Below are 20079 nucleotides of genomic sequence, written 5' to 3' on the forward strand. Positions count from 1 at the left end.
AGGTTTTTTAGAGATACTCTATAAAATTCGAATTAAGGTGGCACCGCGGGAAACCGTCCTTAACTATCGACTTGGTAGTTTTTGGACGGTTTTTTTGTATTAATTTTTTTAGGAGCTTTCTTATGAATAAAGGTACAGGTATCATCGCAGGTGTTTTGGTTTCATCCGTTTTGTTTGGCGGCACAAGCGTGCAGGCGGCAACAAAAAACAAGGCTATCAATTACACAGTCACTTCAGAGTTGCAAACGCTCAATCAGGCAACGGCCGCTGACACTGTATCAGAATCCATTTTGTATAGTACAGGTCAGGGATTGTATCGCATGAATGGTAAGAGCAAAGTGGTTTTGGCCGATGCCAAGTCGGTTGATATTAGCAAGGATGGTAAAACCTATACCTTCCACTTGAAGTCAGGGTTGCAGTATTCAAATGGTACCAAGGTCACTGCACAGGATTACGTTTATGGTTTTCAGCAAACGTTGACGCCAAAGAACCAATCAACCGCGGCCTCATCCGTTTTGGATATTGTCGGTGCCGCAGACTTCTACAATGGTAAGACAACGGATTTTAGCACGGTTGGTGTGAAGGCGTTGGATAGCAAGACAGTCCAAATTAAGTTGACAGTGGCTAATCCCGATTTGCCAAAGATTTTGACAGGTAGTGGTTTCTATCCTGAAAACAAGGCCTTTATTGATAGCACCGATGGCAAGTACGGTTCAACGGCGGCAACCTCGCTTTCTAACGGACCCTACATTTTGAAGGACTTCAATGGTTCTAGCACCACTTTCAAATTAGTGAAGAATCCAAACTACGTGGATGCAGCAAAGGTGAAGACACCCCAAGTGAACTACACGGTGGTTAAGGATAATACGACTGGTTACAATTTGTTCCAGAGCGGTAAGGTTGACTACACGACCTTAAATGCCACCCAAGTTAAGTCATTGAAGAAGAGCAAGGAATATCGTGCTGACAAGACAGAATACACAACGTACATGCAATTTAATTTGAAGCGGAGTGTCTTGAATAACAAGAAGATTCGCCAGGCCATGGAAATTGGGGTCAATAAGAAGGAATTAGCCAACGACGTTTTGACGGGTAGTTCAACACCAGCAACCACTTTCGCCCCAGCTAATATCCAAACTGATCACAAATCAGGCAAGGATTTCTCAAAGGCCTACCAAACGACTTATAACCAATACAATGCGAAAAAAGCCGCTAAACTGTTTGCTGCAGGTATGAAGGAAGAGGGTAAGCAGACAGCTACCGTCACGATTCTAGCGGCTGATACCAGTGAAGCTAAGGATGTCTCAGTATATTTGAAGGCCCAACTAGAAAAGAACTTGAAGGGGCTCACGGTAAATATTAAAAACGTGCCCAAGCCAACGTTAATCGCTGATATGCGTGCTGGTAATTTCGACATCGTGTACATCGGATGGGAAGGGGATGCCTCTGGGGTTATGAGCTATGAACAGGTGTTCACTTCAGACGGTATTTTCTCATTTGGAAACTATAAGTCAGCTACTTATGATGCTTTAATTAAGAAAGCAAAGACTACCGATGCAACCAAAGAAAAGGAACGAGTTGCTGATTTAGGTAAGGCTGACCAAATGTTGCAAAAGGATGCAGCCCTGGCACCACTAGGCTACACCACAACGTCTGCGTTGCTATCAAAGCAAGTTAAGAATTTGCAAATCAATGCGTATGGCGATGTTGACTTCATGCATGCAGTTAAGAAGTAAGCAATGGAGGACCTAAGATGACAGTAATTCGATATACAAATGCCCGGGTTTTCACGGGTAGTGATAGTGATTATGATGCGACTGAATTAGTCATTGATGATCTCACCGGACGCGTCTTGCCAAACGATGTGGTCAGTGATCAGACCATTAATTTGAGTAATAAGTATGTTGTGCCGGGTTTGATCAATGCACATACACATATTGTGATGAATCCATTTGAGCTCACCTCACCGACTGCGAATGTAGTTGTCAGCACCCATCATGCACTGAAGAATTTAAAGCGTAGTTTGATGGCAGGTGTGACCACCATTCGTGATGTGGGTTCAGCCTTTGATATCGATATTGAGTTAGCAAAATTGGAAGCAGCGGGTGAACTAAGCGCACCGACGATTTTACCATCTGGTGGTGCCATCTCGATGACTGGTGGGCATGGTTCAGCCATGGGGATTGAGGTAGATGGACCGGATGAAGCCCGCAAAGCTGCCCGGACTAATTTTGCTAAGGGTGCCAAAAACTTAAAGCTAATGGTCACCGGTGGAATTAGTAAAGATGGTGAAAAGGAAACGGATATTCAATTGAATGCTGATGAAATAAAAGCGGCTGTCACTGAGGCCCATCATAAAGGCTATCCTGTGGCTGCCCATGCGCAAGGAAATGCTGGTATTAAGTTGGCGGTCAAGGCAGGAGTGGACTCAATTGAACATGCGATTTACATGGATGAAGAAGCGGTTACGTTGATGTTAACGCACGGCACAGTCATTGTGCCTACATTTAGCGCCCCACTAGCGATTAGCCAACACCGAGAATTACCAACCTGGTTACATGCCAAAAATGATCCAGTAATTAAGATTCATCGGCAAAGTATTCAGCAAGCGCATGCAGCAGGAATTCCGATTGCCATGGGAACGGATGCGGGGACCCCATTTAATGATTTTGCGACCGGGGTCTTTGAGGAATTGCAAATCATGCAAGACATCGGGTTCAAGCCAATTGAAATCCTAGAAGCTGCAACAAAAAACGCTGCAAAACTTTTACATTTAGATCAGGTCGTCGGCACTTTGGAAGTGGGTAAATTTGCTGATTTCATTGTGCTAAACCAGAATCCCTTGGTTGATGTGGCAGCGTACCACGGGGATCGACAAGTATACAAGAAGGGCCGCTTGGTTTACGAACAATCTTAATTCATGTCGCAAAGTGCTAGTGAGCTTCACTAGCACTTTTTTAGTAAATAATCGGGTGGATCATTGAAATTTCAGATTCGTTTTTGGTCTTCATGATACAATTGAAAGATAATTATTCACGAAAAGGACCGTAGCCAATCATGTACACATTTTCAGAAATTGATGAAGCGAGTTTTGATGCATTTGAACAAGCCCATCCTCAAGGTACATTCATGCAGTCAGTCGCTCAAAAGCATGTCCTTGAACAACGTGGCACCAAGGTCGCACTAGTCGGCGTGCGCGATGCGGCGAATACAGTCGTTGCCGCTGCCATGGTTACCTGGGCGCCGGTGAAGTTTGGTCAATTATTTACGGTTGACCGTGGTCCCTTATTGGACTTCGAAGATACAGTTGTGTTTAATACATTTGTAGATGGTCTCAAGGCGTTTGCCAAGGCACGCGGGGGCTTGTACTTGAAGTTTTTCCCAAATGTGGTCTACCAAAATTTTGACGATCATGGTGAAGCCATCTCCGAACCTAATGAGGCATTTGTGACCAGAATGCAGGCAGCCGGGTTCATTCATGAACAGTTTGCTTCTGGCTTTACAACGGCCGCGACGCCACAATGGCAATATGTTAAGGATTTACGTGCGGTTGATCCTACCAAGGTCAGTGCGGCCTACACCAAGGATGCAACCTATTATCTGAAGAAGAATGCGCAATTTGGCACCAAGGTACGTGAACTCACGTACGCGGACTTAGCGGCATTCAAGACATTGACGCAAACGACGGCAGATCGATTGCACTATCATGATAAGGATCTCGACTTCTATGAGAAGACTTTTGCAGCATATGGTGATAATGCACACTTCTTGTTTGCGGAAATTTCGTTTAGTGAGTACATTGCTGAGGAACAACATAAAGTGGCGGAGTTGGATGCAAAGTTGACCAACATTCAAGATCGCATCAATCGTTACCCAGACAATAAGAAGTTTCCGCGTCAATTTGCGGAGTTTGATGACCAAAAACAGCATCATTTAGCACGTATCGAAAAAGCGGCGCAGCAAGCGGCTGCAGCGGGTCAGGATGTTGTGGTGGTTGCGGGAGCATTGTTTATCAAGCAACCCCAAGAAATGACGTACTTGTATTCAGGCACATATGAAGAGTACATGGATTTCTATGGCCCCTATCAGATTCAAGACAAGATGATCACCGAAGCAGTGCAAGCGGGGATTCCTCAGTTCAATTTCTTTGGAATTAGTGGTACCTTTGATGGTTCTGACGGTGTTTTGCGGTTTAAGACATCCTTTAATGGGCATGCGCAACAATTAGTAGGTGCCTTCGAATTGCCGGTCAATCCACTTAAATACAAAGTGTACCGGGCGTTGAAGAAGTTATTAGGGCGTAGTTAGTTCTGACGGCATTTGTATACACGGTTTATAAACCCCATGACGCTGCTGAATTGCCGCTGTCATGGGGGTTATTTTTTTCGGCGAAGGTGCTATTTAGATGAGGGATCATCAATAACATTGGCGTGTGATCAAATCATTGAATTGTCAGACCGTATGGCAATAGTCTATACTGTTAACTAGACTGTTTAGATTATTTTAGAAACATGGTGCGTTTTGGGAAGGCTCGCCATGGCTTCTTAAAAAATAAGTTAAAATATTTACATTTTGTACATTATATTAATTGACTACGGAAGCTAGCAATCTAGTGAGCTCTTTTCAAGAAATTGAAAGGGCTCTTTATGTTTGCCAGCATCAAGCTTAATTGCATACAGTTATGTCATTTCGGAGCGTATTAAGGAGAAGTTATATGAAGAAAGTTAGTGTCGTATTTACACTAAGCATCCTCTTTTTGGGGATGATTATGCGGGCACCATTTACCACGATACCAACGGTGTTGCCAGAGATCGCGCAAACCTTCCACATGCAGATTGGCGCATTAGGGATTTTGACCACGATTCCATTATTAATCTTTGCAGGATTGTCGTCATTTGCCGGTAAAATCATGCAACGGTTTGGCTTGGAACGTGTCTTATTAGCAGCGATCCTTTTTATCTTTATTGGTTCCATTTCACGGATTGTCGGCTATGGGCCAATGCTTGTTGGTACAGTCTTGATTGGGCTTGGGATTACCTTCATCAACGTTCTTTTACCAGCAACCTTGATCAAGTACGTACCAGCACAAATTGGGCAATATACGGGCTTATATAGTACGACGATGACGGTCTCAACGGCCTTGTTTCAAATGATTGCGGTGCCCATTGTAGCGATTGCTAGTTGGCAAGTCTTGATCGTGATTTTGTCGATTGTCGTTGGTTTAGCAGGCATCATCTGGCTGTTAAATATGCGTGAGGTGGCTGCAGCGGCCCATGCCATCCAAACACCACAGGTCACTCCTGAATTTGCCAAGGTTAATCCATGGTCAAATAAGTATGCCTGGGCCATTCTAGTCGCGGCTGGGGTGCAATCAGCCTTATTTTATACGACGATCGCTTGGGTACCAACCATGGCACAAGATGCCGGGTTGTCAGGCTCTGAAGCCGGTATCATTATTGGCTGGATGTCCTTGATCGGCTTGCCGATCTCAGTGATTTTGCCAAGTTACTATGCCCGGGTCGATTATAAAAAACGGCGGTTGGCCGTTGTGATTGCAGTTTTGGCCTGGCTCGTTGGGGTGTTAATGATGTTTAACCAAAGTAGTTCATTTATTTGGTGGTTCATCATCATGACCTTGGCAGGCATTGGTGCCACAGCTGTCTTTATGTACATCGTGATTGCTTACGCCATTCGGACACGAAATCATATTGAATCAGCTGTATTATCAGGCATGGCCCAATCAGGGGGTTACTTGATTGCTGCCTTTACGCCAACGGGGGCCGGGTTGATTTACACGACCACCCATTCTTGGGATTTATTAATTGTGGGGATGATTATTTTGCTCGTGATTTTTGGGGCAGTCGTCTGGTTTTCAGAGCGCGAAGCAACTATTTTTGAGTAATCGAATGAGTAACAAAGGTCGGGTCTACCCGACCTTTGTTGTCGACGTAGATTGAAAGTACCGTGATGGGTTGGTTTGCGTACAAGAAGCGGTGCTTTGGTGATAGCAGTGGTTAGGTACCCCGATTATTTGCTATACTAAGAGTGATAATCAAACAGATATGAGGAACAAGCATGAATGGAATTATTCCAGTCCACAAGCCTGCGGGCATGACTTCACACGACGTGGTGTACCACCTGCGCAAAATTTTGCAGATGAAAAAAATTGGGCATGCGGGGACTTTGGACCCTAGTGTCGATGGGGTGTTGCCGATTGCGGTTGGTCGTGCCACGAAAGCAATCGAATTCTTGCAAGAATCAGGCAAGATCTATACAGGCGAAGTCACGTTTGGGTTTGCCACGGAGACTGAAGATTTAGACGGTGCGGTGATCGCCCGTGAACCATTGACGGCACCATTTACCACCACTGACATTGACAATGCCATGGCGACTTTACGGGGCACGATCACGCAGATTCCGCCAATGTATTCGGCTGTGAAGGTCAATGGGCGGCGTTTATATGATTACGCGCGTGCTGGTGAAACGGTGGCACGGCCCGAGCGCCAAGTTACCATCTACCGCTTTGAACGTACCTCAGAACCGCTTTTTGATCCCGCGACTGGTACACAAAAATTTAAGTTTGTCGCAGAGGTTTCTAAGGGAACCTATATTCGCACGCTGGCTGTCGATTTGGGGGCCAAACTCGGTGTGCCGTCCGTGATGAGCCAATTGACTAGGCAAAAAGCGGGTGGCTTCATGTTGGACGAAGCATTTACCATTGAACAATTAGCTGATAAAATGGCAACTGACCACGATTTAGGGGATTGGGTGAAGACCTTGAATGCCGCTTTGGCTGACTATCCCCAGATCGAACTAAGTGATGCCGAATGGTCGTATGCCAAAGATGGTGTGGGACTAGATGCCACGGTGGCACCTGGCCAACCAGCCCGGTTTGTGTCATTAAGGCATGGGCAAGTCAAGGCAGTTTATGATTGGTCTAACGCCAAACAAAAATATCGACCATATCGGACCTTCAGTAATGAAGATTAGTTAAGTCATCAAAGTTAGCCAGTTTAGCTTGAAAATAAATAAAATGTGACCAGATATCACCGTGCTACAACGCACTACCGGCCTGGTTAGGTGGGGTGATTTGTGGGATAATTTTTTTTGGCAAACCACCAATAAATATTTACTTTTCAATAGTGCTAAAAATTGGTATAGTTAATAGAGTTGCAAGCGCTTACAGCGTATTACATATAATAGAGGTGAGAAAATGGCTATTGTTATGGCTTTAAATGCTGGTTCTTCATCATTGAAGTTCCAACTAATTGAGATGCCCGCAGAAACAGAAATTGCTGCCGGAGTGATTGATCGTATCGGGTTGGAAAGTTCAACCATGACTGTTAAGTTCGATGGTAACAAGCACAAAGCAGGTATTACTGCGCTTGATCATGGCGAAGCTTTGAAGGCTGCTTTGCAAGCTTTCTTGGACTTGAACATCATCCCTGCATTTGACGTAATTGTGGCCGTTGGTCACCGTGTTGTGCAAGGTGCTGACCGTTACAAGGGAGCCACATTGGTGACTGATGCGGTTATCGCCGATATCGAAGACTTAGCAGAATTGGCACCATTACATAACCGGGCCAATGCTTTGGGGATGCGTGCTGTTATGGAATTGTTGCCAGGTGTACCACAGGTAGCAGTCTTTGATACTGCATTCCACCAAAGCATTCCAGCCAAGAACTACTTGTATGCATTGCCATATAAGTATTACGAAGAATTTGGTATCCGTAAGTACGGTTACCATGGAACTTCAGTTCAGTTCGTTAGTTCAGAGGCTGCTAAAGCGATTGATAAGCCTTTCGAAGAAGCTAAAGTTATCGTTGCACACTTGGGTGCCGGTTCATCAGTTACAGCGGTTGATCACGGTAAGTCATTAGACACCTCAATGGGTATGAGCCCAGTGGCTGGTTTGATGATGGCGACGCGTGTCGGTGATATCGATCCTTCAGTGACATACTTCTTGCAAGAGAAGACTGGCATGAGCAACGAAGAAGTTGTGCGGATGATGAACAAGGAATCAGGTTGGTACGGTGTATCAGAAATTTCTGAAGATATGCGTGAAATTGAAGACACGATGAACACAAATCCTCGCGCTATGTTGACGATGGAAATGTTCGCTGAGCGTGCCATCAGCTACGTTGGATCATTTATGGCCAAGTTGAATGGCGCTGATGTGATTGCATTTTCTGGTGGTGTTGGTGAAAATTCACCTATCGTCCGTGAGATGATCATGCGTCAATTCAAGTACATGGGTATTGAAATTGATGAAGAAGTTAACAACGCCACACATGGTAAGTTGAAGCGCATCTCAACAGATGCCTCAACAGTACCAGTTTACGTTGTACCAACAAACGAAGAGTTAGCCATTGTGCGCGATACTTACCGTTTGACAAAGTAAGCCAAAGCAACACTTCTCGGTGACGAGAGGTGTTTTTTGTTGCTAAGATTAACTATTATACATTTCGTGTGCGGCAATCCCCGGTAATATGGCATAATGGTAATATTAATTTATACGATGATCACGGTAGTGCTAGATTACGCGTGTGCAAAGAGGGAAAGATGCCAGAAAATAAAAAAGTAAATATAGATGATGTTGCCAAACGAGCCGGCGTTTCAATCGCAACGATTTCACGTTACTTAAATGGCCAACTGAATCGTATGTCAACGAAAACAGCTGATAAGATTGCCAAGATTATCGATGAAATGGAGTATGTCCCAAATGCAGCGGCCCGGCAGTTAGTGACCCAAAGTTCACATTTAATTGCGGTCATTGCGTTTGATATTGATGACTATTTCACCTCGGAATTCTTCAAAGGGATCAGCGAGATTTTAGCAACGGCTGGTTATACACCGGTCTTGTTTGACTCTAATTCGGACGCCCAGCGTGAACGTGAGCTATTAAAAATTGTCAGTGAACAGAATTTTGACGGTTTGATTATGCAACCAATTTTGCATGATGCTGCCGAATTGAAGGAGCTGTTGAAACGCGAAATGCCGATGATTACGCTGGATCGTGAAATTGAGGGATTCCCCGCGGTAATCACCAATAACGAGACCATCGCCACCCAAATGGCACAACACTTTCGTCAACAGGGCTATGAACGCATGATTATTGTCACGAATCCGATTGATCAGGCGTCAACGCGTGCACAACGAATCCGGGGGATTGAAGCAGTCTTTTCGGATGCACCTATTTTGGAGGTACCGCAACACGGGCAACAGGATGCCTTTATGGTGAGTGGCATTCAGAATTTAATTGCCAGGCGGACGGAAAAGGTGGTGGTGTTTGTGCTGAAGGAAAATCTGTTGATGAAATTATTGGGGGCCCCAGGGCGCGAAACCTTGTGGCACAATCCCCAGATCACTTTTTCAGGATTTGCGGACACGAATGCTTTTTCACTGTTGACCAAGCCCTTGGCGCTCGTTAAGCAACAACCTTATCTGATGGGGGCTACGGCAGCGGAATTGTTATTAAAGAAATTTTCGGGTCAAGCCATTGAACCGAGGACAATTATTCCTGCATTATTTCATAAATAGACTTGGCAAAGGGATTCGACAAGATTGGCGTCGAGTCCCTTTTTGATTGCAGGAGTAACTTTGAAAAAGTCAGTAAAGATCATGATTGACAGATGCATTGCTTAGATATATTATAGTCATGTAAAACAAAGGTAAGCGCTTACCCTTGTTTTGATCATCATAAAATAACGCTCGATGCGTTTTTTATTTTCATATTTAGGTAAGCGTTTACCAAACAAAAAAATGGGACGCTTGTAGTAGGGATAGGAGTCAATGATGCAGTACATTTTGAATACATGGATTTTTGTTGACCGTGTTTTAAACGGGGAATCCCAAGTCGCTTTTTTGGATGATGCCAATGAACTGGGCGCCGACGGGGTGGAAGTACGTTATGAATATTTCACTGACCGTGCCACCGAGGCGACAGCCATTCGCGTGAAAGCGGCCAATTTAGGGCTCACCATCAATCTTAGCGTGCCTGATGAAGTTTTTGTGCAGGGTCAAGTCAATCAAAAATTAGATGAATACTTTAACTTTGCCAAGCAATTAGGCGTGACCAAAATTAAGTTTAATCTGGGTGATTTCACACAATATACCGGCGACTTAGCCCATGATTTGCTGATTCCAGCGGGCTTAACCGTTAATATTGAAAACGATCAGACAGTGATCAGCGGTCATTCAGCCCCCATCTTGGAATTTTTGGCAGCCGCTCAAGGTGCTCAAGTACCCGTCGGCTATGTCTATGATATTGGTAACTGGGCCGTCATGGGTGAGGATGCAACTGAGACAGCTAGACTATTAGCACCATATGTTGATTACATTCACTTGAAAAACATGCAGGGTGCCGAGAACGCTGTGACGACTGATTTAAATGTTGGCAAATTAGATTGGCACCAGGTTTTGGATATATTGCCAAAGGATATCGACATCGCGATTGAATTTCCAATTACCGAAACACAACACATTGCCCAGCAATTAGCGCTGGTTAAAGCATATAAGGGAGACTTCTAATGTCAATGACTGTTGCATTACTCTTACTCACATTTATCATCTTCATCGTGTACATCTTCAAAGGTGGTAACATGATGATCGGTTTCTTCGTGATGGCCTTACTATGGACGGTCATTGGCCGTATTTCATTACATACGGCCGTTAACGACATCTTCTCACAGTCAGTTTTGGATTATGGGGCGACAATTGTTCAGATCGTCTTTGGTTCCTGGTTTGGCCGGGTACTCGTTGATTCAGGTATTGCGGCTTCGATATCACGGGCAGCGGCCAAATTCGGCCGTGGTCGGATAATGTTGACAGCCATCGCCGTGGTCTTGGTGACGGCCGTCATCTTCTCATCAGCCTATGGTGCTGGTTCAGTCTTAGCGGTTGGAGTGATTATCCTACCAATTTTGCTGGAGCTGGGGATGCCCAAGCAAGTGGCCTTGACGACCTTTTTGCTCTCAGTTGGGTCAACGCTGTATATTAATTTAGTGCTCTTCAAGCAAATTCAAGGGTTCTTTCCCAAGGCAGACTACGCTGGGAGCTATCTGATTTTTGCCGGCACGGCTGTTGCCGTGCAATTGATCGCCATTGTGATTTATCTGTTGATCAATCAACATAAGTTTACCCCTGAACAGGCTGAACTAAACCGCATTGAATTTAAGTTGGATCAAGGCGGGGAGCAAGCGGTCGAAAAAGTCGTTAACCCGATTTCATGGCTGGTACCCCTGGTGCCCGTGGTTCTATCAATTGCTTTCCAAATGCCAGCGGTGCCGGCACTAACGATTGCTGGTTTGTTGGCTATGTTATTAACGGGTGAGTTTACCCGCGGTTATGATCGCTTTCAAAACTTCTTAGATAACTCAATCAAACGTGGGGTTGGTGATATCTCTGGTTTGATCATGTTCTTGTTGGTCCTGATGATGTTCCAAGGTGCAGCCAAAGCGAATGCGGCGGCGTTCGTGCCACTGTTTGAAGCGATTGTGCCACATAGCACGTTGGTATTAGCACTAGCTTTAGGTATTTTGGCACCACTAGCATTAGCGCGCGGCCCATTAATGGTCTTTGGAGCTGGTGCCGCCACGGTGGCCGTGCTATCAGGATTGAATATTTTCCCAGATAGCGTCTTGCTACCATTATTGTATGTCCCAACGGTCATGGCGATGTCAACCGATATTACCCAATCATGGAATGTTTGGGGGATGGGTTATCTGGATGTGAAGCCTAATGAATTGATTAAAAATGGGGTGCCCGTCATGTGGGTGGTCACGATTATCAATGAAGTTTTGGTTTGGTTTATTATCGGAAAGTAGGCAAAAAGATGGCAGAATTTTTGACAATTGGCGAACCAGTCGTTACCTTCATGGCAACAGATGCCGATGCAAGTTTGGCAGACGCCATTAACTATTATAAGTTACTGGGTGGTGCGGAGTTGAACGTCGCAATTGGGGTGCAACGTTTGGGTCACAGCACCGAATATGTATCCCGCGTGGGCACTGATCCACTAGGTGAATACGCGCTTAAAATGATCGCTGAGCACCAAGTTGGGACAAATTATGTTTCTCGTGATGAAGCATTTTGGACGGGTTTCCAATTAAAGCAATTGGTAACGACGGGCGATCCACAAACGTTTAACTACCGTCGTGGGTCAGCGGCTTCACATTTGACAGCAGAAGTTATTGATCAAATTGATTTGCGTGATGTCAAAATTGCCCATATGTCGGGTATTTTTCCAGCGCTCTCGACGACTTCACGGGCGGCTTTTCAGCGTTTGATGGCGCGTTTGGTAGAAAATGATATTCTAATTACGTTCGACCCTAATTTACGGCCAGCTTTGTGGGGGGATCACGACTTGATGATTGAAAACATCAATGAACTAGCCCAGTATGCCAATATTGTGTTGCCAGGGATCGGTGAGGGTGAAATTTTGATGGGTTCGCGTGACCCCGAAACCATCGCTGATTTCTACTTGCAAGGCACGCGCACACAGGCAGTGATCGTCAAAGTCGGACCGGCGGGTGCGTTTGTGAAGACCAAACAAGGCGCCGCCTACACAGTACCCGGCTTCAAAGTTGACCAGGTGATCGATACCGTTGGTGCTGGTGATGGGTTTGCGTTAGGTGTCATCACTGCCTTGTTGGAAGGTAAAGACTTGGCGTCAGCTGCCTTGCGTGGGAACGCAGTCGGCGCGCTCCAAGTCCAAACCACAGGGGATAATGATGGCTATCCAACCCCAACAGAATTAGCCGCATTTTATCAAACAGAAGGAGTACAAGAATAATGGCAGATAAAGTACTATTACCAAATGACATCTCAGCAGCTGGCAAGGAGTTGTTAACCGCTGCTGGTTTGGAAGTCATCGTTGGTTCAGGTCGCGAACGTGAGACGATGATGGCCGAAGGCAAAGACGCCTTTGCCGTATTAATTGGCACACAAAAGTTTGACGGTGAGCTCATGGATGCCATGCCAAACTTGAAGGTCATCGCCCGGAATGGCGTTGGTTATGATTCAGTAGATGTTGCGGCAGCCACTGCTCGCGGTATTTATGTGGTCAACACGCCACAAGCGTTGTCAGATTCTGTTGCCGAAACCACGGTGGCAGAACTACTGGCCATTTCAAAGAATCTATATGCCGATTCAGCTGCGTTACGGGCTGGTGATTGGAACTTCAAGCGCACGCACCCAGGACGTGATTTGCAGGGGAAAACTGTTGGTATTTTAGGCTACGGACGCATCGGCCAACTTGTGGCCAAGAAGTTGGCCGGGTTTGATGTGAAGGTCTTAGTGGTGGATCCATTTGCGAAACCAGCAGCGGGTATTGAAATCGTTGACCGTGAGCGTTTGTTTAAGGAAGCCGATTACATCACGGTACACTTGCCAGCTCTGCCTGAGACGACCCACTCAGTTGGTAAGGCCGAATTTGAATTGATGAAAGATTCCGCTTTCCTAATCAATTTAGCACGTGGCGCCATTTTGATTGAAGCCGATTTGGTTGAAGCGTTGGTCAACGGCAAAATCGCCGGGGCAGCCTTGGACGTTTTTGAAAATGAACCATTACCAGCCGATTCACCTTTGTTGCAGGCGCCTAATGTCTTATTAACTCCGCATATGGCTTCCAACACGGTTGAGACATTGACGCGTATGGCAGTCGATGCAGCCAGTGGTATTGTCGCCGTGCATCATGGTGAAAAGCCTCAATGGGCCGTTAACAACTTAGCTTAAAAGCAGATGACTATCTTCGGGTAGTCATTTTTTTATGGCATCACTTAGCGACTAAATGAGCTGGATTAGGATAGAATAAAAGGAATGAGTTTAGAAAAGAGATGGCTAATGATTGAGACGTATGACGATGCGATAAATTATATTCATGGACGGCACAAATGGAAGAAGACGCCGTCGTTTGTACGAATTGAGCAGCTCTTGGCTGCCTTAGGTAACCCCCATTTAGGATTAAAATATATCCATGTGACCGGGACGAATGGCAAGGGATCCACATCAAAAATGATGGCTGAGCTGTTGCAAACAGCGGGGTTGCAGGTCGGCTTGTTCACCTCGCCTTTTATCATGCGATTTAATGAACGCATACAAATTAATGGGCAACCCATTCCAGATGAACGGTTAACCGCTATTATGCAGCGCATTCAACCTATTTTAGAGCACCTTGATGTGACGCTTACCGACGGTGGCCCCACTGAATTTGAGACCTTGTCGGCGGCGATGTTTGTCTACTTTGCGGAGGAAAAGGTTGATGTCGTTGTCTTAGAAGTTGGCGTGGGTGGTACTTGGGACACGACCAATATCATTCAAGATAAATTAGCCGCCGTGATCACCACCATTGGGTATGATCATATGGCCGTATTAGGGAATACCTTGGCGGAGATTGCGGCGCAAAAAGCCGGCATTATTCATCATAATCGGCCGACGATTATTGGTCAGTTACCCGCAGAAGCGCGGCCAGCCATTGATGCAGTGAGTGGTGAACTACTAGCGTTAAATGAAGATTTCCAGATTGAGGATGCCCATGTCACGGGCAGTGGGTTGAATACCTTTTCATTCAATGGCTTACGTGAGATTCAAGATATTGTGCTGAGTCTGCGGGGTGCATACCAACAACAAAACGCTGCTATCGCCATCGAAACAGTCTTACGCGTCCAGGCTGACCTGGGAATTACGCTGGCACCAGCGCAAATTCGTGACACCCTGCGCGCAGTGAAATGGATGGCTCGTTTTGAAAAAATTGCAGCAAATCCGTTGACCATTATTGACGGCGCCCATAACCAGCATGGGATTGATGCCTTAATTACGACGTTATCGACACAATATCGTGACCAACATATTGAAGTGATTTTTGGGGTGTTGGCTGACAAAAATTACGCGGCCATGTTAGCTGATTTAGCAGCGTTGCCAAATGTTCATTTGAACGTCGTCGGATTCCAATCACCAGCTGCACGAGAAACCCTGGATCCGCATGCTGCTAAAGCGTTATTACCTGATACAGATATCTCAACCTTTGATGATTGGCAAACTGGGTACGCCGCGGTGCGTGCTTTGGCGACAACCGACATGCTCGTCTTTACTGGGTCATTGTACTTTGTATCGGATGTCAGACAAGCGCTAGTGCAAGCATAAACCGGTATCTTTTAGCGCACGGGGTTAAGCGTTGCAACCGGCAGCTGCTAATTTTATGGACTATGCACCTGCTGGTAAACCCGTTATACTAAAATGAGAAAGAGGGGTGGCAGTATGAGTGATCGCCAACACGAAAAAGTGGCCAAAATTTTTGAATTTGCTTTGAATATTGTCATGGTATTGATTGGCATTTTGATTTTTGTCACCTTGCTCCGTGAATTATGGACATTCGGGATGGAAATTTTTGATCCCAACACTAAAATAACTTCCTATGAAATTGCTGAGATGGTCCTTTCAGTCTTCTTGTTCTTCGAATTGGTTGATGTGGTACGGATGTACTTCGTGAAGGACTCACATGTCTCATTAGAAAATTTCTTGTATATTGGGGTGACGGCCATTGTCCGAATGATGTTGGTCTACCATGATAATACAAGTGAGACGCTATTGTTAGCCGTGGCTGTGTTTGTGATGGTGGCAGCGTTAGTCATTTATCGCACCATGCGTTACTGGGTTAACCAGCGGGCAAACGATGGTCGCGATCACTGGTCACAATAATCATGACACAGACTGAGCCCCCCTCATTTGGTACCAGCCATTTAAGGGGGCTCACTCTGTGCTGCTGTCTTGACGGACTAACGTATAATAAAACCAGAAAGGAGCGCAATCATGGTAGAAAAACGTATGATGACTTTTGATGGTATTGTCATGTATCAACGTGACCATAAGGAGCGCGATTTACTGGTTAAGATTTTGACGCGTGAAGCTGGCAAACGGATGTTTTTCATCAAAAATGGTAAGTCCAAGCGTAATCATTTAGCGGCTGAACTTCAGCCGTTAACCGTGGCGACCTATGAGGGAACATTAAACCAAACGGGGCTTAGTTTTATTGACGACGTGAAACAGTCACATATTTCGCGTGAATTGATGCATGACGTCGAATTAAATGCCTATGCCACCTATATTTTAGGATTGATTGACTCTGCTTTCGTGGACAATCAGCCGATTGAACTATGGTTTGATTGGGTCAAGTTAGCCCTGCATAAAATGGAACAAGGTTTTGATGGCCAGGGGCTCGCAAATTATTTTGAATTACAACTATTGCCCGCGTTCGGTCTCCAACAACAGTGGGGGAGCTGTGTGGTTTGTGGTCGCCGTGACTTACCAATGGATTTCTCCGAGAAATTTAACGGTACATTGTGCCAACTGCATTGGGACCAGGATGCGCAACGTATGCAGGCCAATCCACGCGCTATTTTGATTTTGTCAAAGATGGCCCACTTGAACTTAGAGCAATTGGGATCACTGACGTTGAAAGCCGAAACAAAGCAAGATATGGCGCGTGTGATGGATAAAATTTACGATGACCAAGTGGGGATTCATTTGCGTTCAAAGTCATTTATCCAACAATTACATAGCTGGCAAAATCGTTTGAGTCGGGAGTCCCAAGATTAACGCTTGGCAAACGCTATCGAATGGGTTTATAATACATGCTTGTAAGTTAACCGATGATAACAGAGAAAATCGTTACGAATAGTCCAGCAAGTCGCCGATAATGTGAGGGTGGCCTATGACGACGATGGGGCACTGTTGGAGGAAAACATAATTAAGTGGCCGGATAAATTTGTCCGGAAGCGGGGTGGAACCGCGTTATTAATGTTATTAATAGCGTCCCTGCATCAATCTCTATTTGTTTAGTGATTGGTGCAGGGACGTTTTTTTGTAGGCTACCTAAACCAACCACCAGAAAGGAATTTATTATGACAGAAAAATTGTCAGTCCAAGATATCATCTTGAAATTGCAAAGCTTTTGGGCCGAGCAAGGGGCCATGCTAATGCAAGCATACGACACAGAAAAGGGTGCCGGTACGATGTCACCATACACCTTCTTGCGCGCCAATGGTCCTGAACCATGGCATGCAGCTTATGTTGAACCTTCACGACGGCCAGCCGACGGACGTTATGGTGATAACCCCAATCGTTTGTATCAACACCACCAATTCCAAGTGGTCATGAAGCCCTCACCAGATAATATCCAAGAATTATACCTCGAGTCTTTGAAAGAATTGGGGATTGATCCACTAGAACACGATATTCGGTTTGTGGAAGATAACTGGGAAAATCCTTCTATGGGAGCCGCTGGTATCGGTTGGGAAATCTGGTTGGATGGGATGGAAGTCACCCAATTTACCTACTTCCAACAAGTTGGTGGTATCCAGGTTGATGCCGTGACCTCAGAAATCACCTATGGGTTGGAACGGTTGGCTTCATACATTCAAAATGTGCCCACAGTTTATGACCTGGAATGGGGTAATGGCGTGCTTTACGGGGACATTTTCAAGGAACCTGAATTTGAGCACTCAACGTATTCTTTTGAAGAATCTGACCAAGCGATGTTATTGCGCCATTTTGACGAATATGAAGCCGAAGCTAAGCGGTTGCTAGCAGCTGGGTTAGTACATCCAGCCTACGATTATATTTTGAAATCTTCACACACATTCAACTTGCTGGATGCGCGTGGCACGGTTTCAGTGACGGAACGGGCGAAGTATTTGAGCCGTATCCGGAATATGGCACGCCAGGTGGCACGGGCCTTTATTGATGTCCGTAAGGAATTGGGCTTCCCATTGTTGAAGGATCCAGAATTACGGGCTAAGTACCTACCAGTTGATGAGGAGGAGAAGTAATATGGCAAACTTTTTGTTAGAAATCGGTTTGGAAGAAGTGCCAGCTCACTTGGTTACGCCAGCCATCAATCAATTGGTCGCCCGCACAGAAAATTTCTTTGCGGATGAGCGCTTGAGTCATGGTGAAATTGTGCCATTCTCAACACCCCGTCGTTTGGCCGTATTAGTTAAGGATGTAGCTGAGAAGGCTGAAGATGTTGAAGAAGAGTTGAAGGGACCAGCTAAAAAGATTGCTTTGGATGCTGATGGTAACTTTACAAAGGCAGCCATCGGATTTGCCCGTGGTAAGGGGATGACAACGGCCGACATCATTTTTAAAGAATTTAACGGTGCTGAATATGTGACCTTGAATAAGTTTGAAGCAGGTCAACCAGCTGCTGAAGTGTTAACCAAGTTTAAGACGGTTATTGAAGCCATGACTTTCTCAACCACGATGAAGTGGGGCCGTCATTCGTTCGAATATGTTCGTCCGATTCGCTGGCTGGTGGCTTTGCTAGATACAGCCATCATTCCATTTGATATTTTGGGAGTGGCCACTGGTCGCGTGTCACGTGGTCACCGTTTCTTGGGCCATGACGTGGAGATTGCCTCAGCTACTGCGTATGAAGAAGCGTTGAAGGCAGTCTTTGTGGAAGCCAACGCTGCCGAACGTAAAGCAAATATTCGTCATCAGGTTGAAGCCATTGCGGCTAACAACAACTGGCAGGTTGTGATTGATGAAGACTTGCTAGAAGAAGTTAACAATATTGTCGAATTCCCAACTGCCTTTGCGGGTGGGTTTGCTGAAGACTATTTAGAAGTGCCTGATGAAGTGCTGATTACTTCAATGAAGGAACATCAACGTTTCTTCCACGTGATTGATGCAGCGGGGCATCTATTGCCTCACTTTATCTCCGTTCGTAACGGTAATGCTGAGCATATCGATAACGTGATTGCCGGTAATGAAAAGGTGTTGATCGCACGTTTGGAAGATGCTAAATTCTTCTATCATGAAGATCAAAAGCACGATATTGATTTTTATAACAACAAGTTGAATGTGGTGTCATTCCACGAGAAGTTGGGTTCAGTGGCTAATCATACCCACCGTGCCAAGGTGATTGCCCTTGTCATTGCAAAGGCATTGGGCTTAGAAGCCGCTGAAGTGGCTAAGTTAGGTCGTGCTGCTGATATTTACAAGTTCGATTTGATGACAGGCATGGTCGGTGAGTTTGACGAGTTGCAGGGTGTCATGGGTGAGAAGTACGCGGTCTTATTCGGTGAAGACGCTGCCGTCGCCCAAGCTGTTCGTGAGCACTACATGCCTTTGGGTGCGGGTACTGCTACCCCAGAGTCAACCTTGGGTAACATTTTGGCTTTGGCTGACAAGCTGGATTCATTGTTGAGCTTCTTTGCCGGTGATATGATTCCATCTGGTTCAAATGATCCATATGGTTTGCGTCGAGCCGCTACTGGTGTGGTCGCCATCTTAGCTGATACCAACTGGTCATTGGATGTCCGTGAACTCTTGATTGCAGCGATCGCTGAAATTAACGCCACTGAGGATTTCATTGGTCTCCCAGAAGCTGTCGCAGCCCAATTATTGACCAATGTTGATCATGTCATTGACTTCTTGACTGACCGAGTTGTCAAAGCGTTGAAGGATGATGGTGTCCGCGTTGATATTATCAATGCGGTTACCAAGAATAACAATGCCGATACAACAGCCGTCATGATTACTGCGAAGGTATTGCAAGCACATGTTGATGATGCTAACTTCCGTGAAGGTGTGGAAGCATTGACGCGTGTCGCTCGCTTAACATCAAAGAATCCAACGGCAGCGGTCGTTGATACGGCCTTGTTTGAAAATGAAGCGGAAAAGACTTTGTTCGCTGAAATTTCAGCGTTCAATGCTAGTTCAGCTGATGAGCGTTTGGTCAAATTGTTGGCTTTGCAACCAGCTATCGCAGCATATTTTGACGTCACGATGGTGATGGTTGAAGATGAAGCTGTGAAGAACAATCGTTTGGCCACATTGGCTTTGGTTTCAAAGGAATCAGAACAATTAGCCAACTTCATGGAATTAGACGTAAAGTCAAACTAATGATTAATAAAAACCAACCGTGTCTTCGGGACAGGGTTGGTTTTTTTAGTTGTCACAGAGTGGGCAGTTAGCAATCAATCTTAGTTAAATAGCAGACGAATGTATTGTTCATGAGACGTGCTAGCGCGCTTTTTTAATCATTTTTCAATCATGAATTCACAATAGTCCTATGTT

16 protein-coding genes and 1 other annotated feature (1 of these 17 running past the window's edge) are annotated in these 20079 nt (G+C 45.4%); all 16 genes read left to right on the top strand.

The features are described from left to right. Positions 1-64, top strand: a binding site (T-box leader); it begins 197 nt to the left of the window's first position. A gap of 58 nt (positions 65-122) precedes the next feature. The 16 genes from WSWS_RS02005 to glyS all read left to right on the top strand — a co-directional run bounded on the left by WSWS_RS02005 (position 123) and on the right by glyS (position 19905). Next, complete coding sequence (locus tag WSWS_RS02005) at positions 123-1736, top strand: peptide ABC transporter substrate-binding protein (RefSeq protein ID WP_070229688.1); 1614 nt, start codon at positions 123-125, stop codon at positions 1734-1736. 17 nt (positions 1737-1753) lie between these two features. Next, a complete protein-coding gene (locus WSWS_RS02010) occupies positions 1754-2917 on the top strand; it encodes a metal-dependent hydrolase family protein (protein WP_070229689.1) in 1164 nt (387 codons plus the stop codon). A 137-nt stretch (positions 2918-3054) separates the two neighbouring features. Further along, positions 3055-4308 (top strand): aminoacyltransferase, encoded by a 1254-nt coding sequence (locus WSWS_RS02015; protein ID WP_070229690.1) that lies wholly within the window; start codon positions 3055-3057, stop codon positions 4306-4308. 406 nt (positions 4309-4714) lie between these two features. Beyond that, positions 4715-5902, top strand: coding sequence for an MFS transporter (locus WSWS_RS02020; protein WP_070229691.1), 1188 nt, complete (start codon positions 4715-4717; stop codon positions 5900-5902). Positions 5903-6075: 173 nt separating this feature from the next. Then, positions 6076-6990, top strand: a complete 915-nt coding sequence (gene truB / locus WSWS_RS02025) for a tRNA pseudouridine(55) synthase TruB (RefSeq protein ID WP_070229692.1) — start codon at positions 6076-6078, stop codon at positions 6988-6990. A 223-nt stretch (positions 6991-7213) separates the two neighbouring features. Beyond that, on the top strand, positions 7214-8401 hold the full coding sequence (locus tag WSWS_RS02030; RefSeq protein ID WP_070229693.1) for an acetate/propionate family kinase: 1188 nt from the start codon (positions 7214-7216) through the stop codon (positions 8399-8401). A 161-nt stretch (positions 8402-8562) separates the two neighbouring features. Continuing rightward, entirely contained in the window at positions 8563-9540 is a 978-nt protein-coding gene (locus WSWS_RS02035) for a LacI family DNA-binding transcriptional regulator (protein ID WP_070229694.1), read from the top strand. A 252-nt stretch (positions 9541-9792) separates the two neighbouring features. After that, positions 9793-10530, top strand: a complete 738-nt coding sequence (locus tag WSWS_RS02040) for a sugar phosphate isomerase/epimerase family protein (protein WP_114981091.1) — start codon at positions 9793-9795, stop codon at positions 10528-10530. Further along, positions 10530-11825 carry a gluconate:proton symporter gene (locus WSWS_RS02045; RefSeq protein WP_070229696.1) on the top strand — a complete coding sequence of 432 codons (1296 nt, stop codon included), beginning with the start codon at positions 10530-10532 and terminating at the stop codon, positions 11823-11825. Before WSWS_RS02040 ends, WSWS_RS02045 begins: the two co-directional genes overlap by 1 nt. A gap of 8 nt (positions 11826-11833) precedes the next feature. Beyond that, positions 11834-12793, top strand: coding sequence for a sugar kinase (locus WSWS_RS02050; RefSeq protein ID WP_070229697.1), 960 nt, complete (start codon positions 11834-11836; stop codon positions 12791-12793). Continuing rightward, positions 12793-13734, top strand: coding sequence for a phosphoglycerate dehydrogenase (locus WSWS_RS02055; RefSeq protein WP_070229698.1), 942 nt, complete (start codon positions 12793-12795; stop codon positions 13732-13734). Before WSWS_RS02050 ends, WSWS_RS02055 begins: the two co-directional genes overlap by 1 nt. Before the next feature lie 108 nt (positions 13735-13842). Continuing rightward, positions 13843-15141: a bifunctional folylpolyglutamate synthase/dihydrofolate synthase gene (locus WSWS_RS02060; protein WP_070229699.1), complete on the top strand. Its 1299-nt coding sequence runs from the start codon at positions 13843-13845 to the stop codon at positions 15139-15141. A gap of 114 nt (positions 15142-15255) precedes the next feature. After that, the gene (locus tag WSWS_RS02065) at positions 15256-15696 is read left to right on the top strand and encodes a phosphate-starvation-inducible PsiE family protein (protein ID WP_070229700.1); all 441 of its coding nucleotides are present in this window, start codon (positions 15256-15258) and stop codon (positions 15694-15696) included. Between the two features lie 111 nt (positions 15697-15807). Further along, positions 15808-16593 (top strand): DNA repair protein RecO, encoded by a 786-nt coding sequence (recO, locus tag WSWS_RS02070; protein ID WP_070229701.1) that lies wholly within the window; start codon positions 15808-15810, stop codon positions 16591-16593. 305 nt (positions 16594-16898) lie between these two features. After that, positions 16899-17825: a glycine--tRNA ligase subunit alpha gene (gene glyQ, locus WSWS_RS02075; protein WP_070229702.1), complete on the top strand. Its 927-nt coding sequence runs from the start codon at positions 16899-16901 to the stop codon at positions 17823-17825. Position 17826: 1 nt separating this feature from the next. Beyond that, the gene (gene glyS / locus WSWS_RS02080) at positions 17827-19905 is read left to right on the top strand and encodes a glycine--tRNA ligase subunit beta (protein ID WP_070229703.1); all 2079 of its coding nucleotides are present in this window, start codon (positions 17827-17829) and stop codon (positions 19903-19905) included. Positions 19906-20079: the final 174 nt, after the last annotated feature.

The organism is Weissella soli (genome assembly GCF_001761545.1).
Classification (GTDB): Bacteria; Bacillota; Bacilli; order Lactobacillales; family Lactobacillaceae; genus Weissella; species Weissella soli.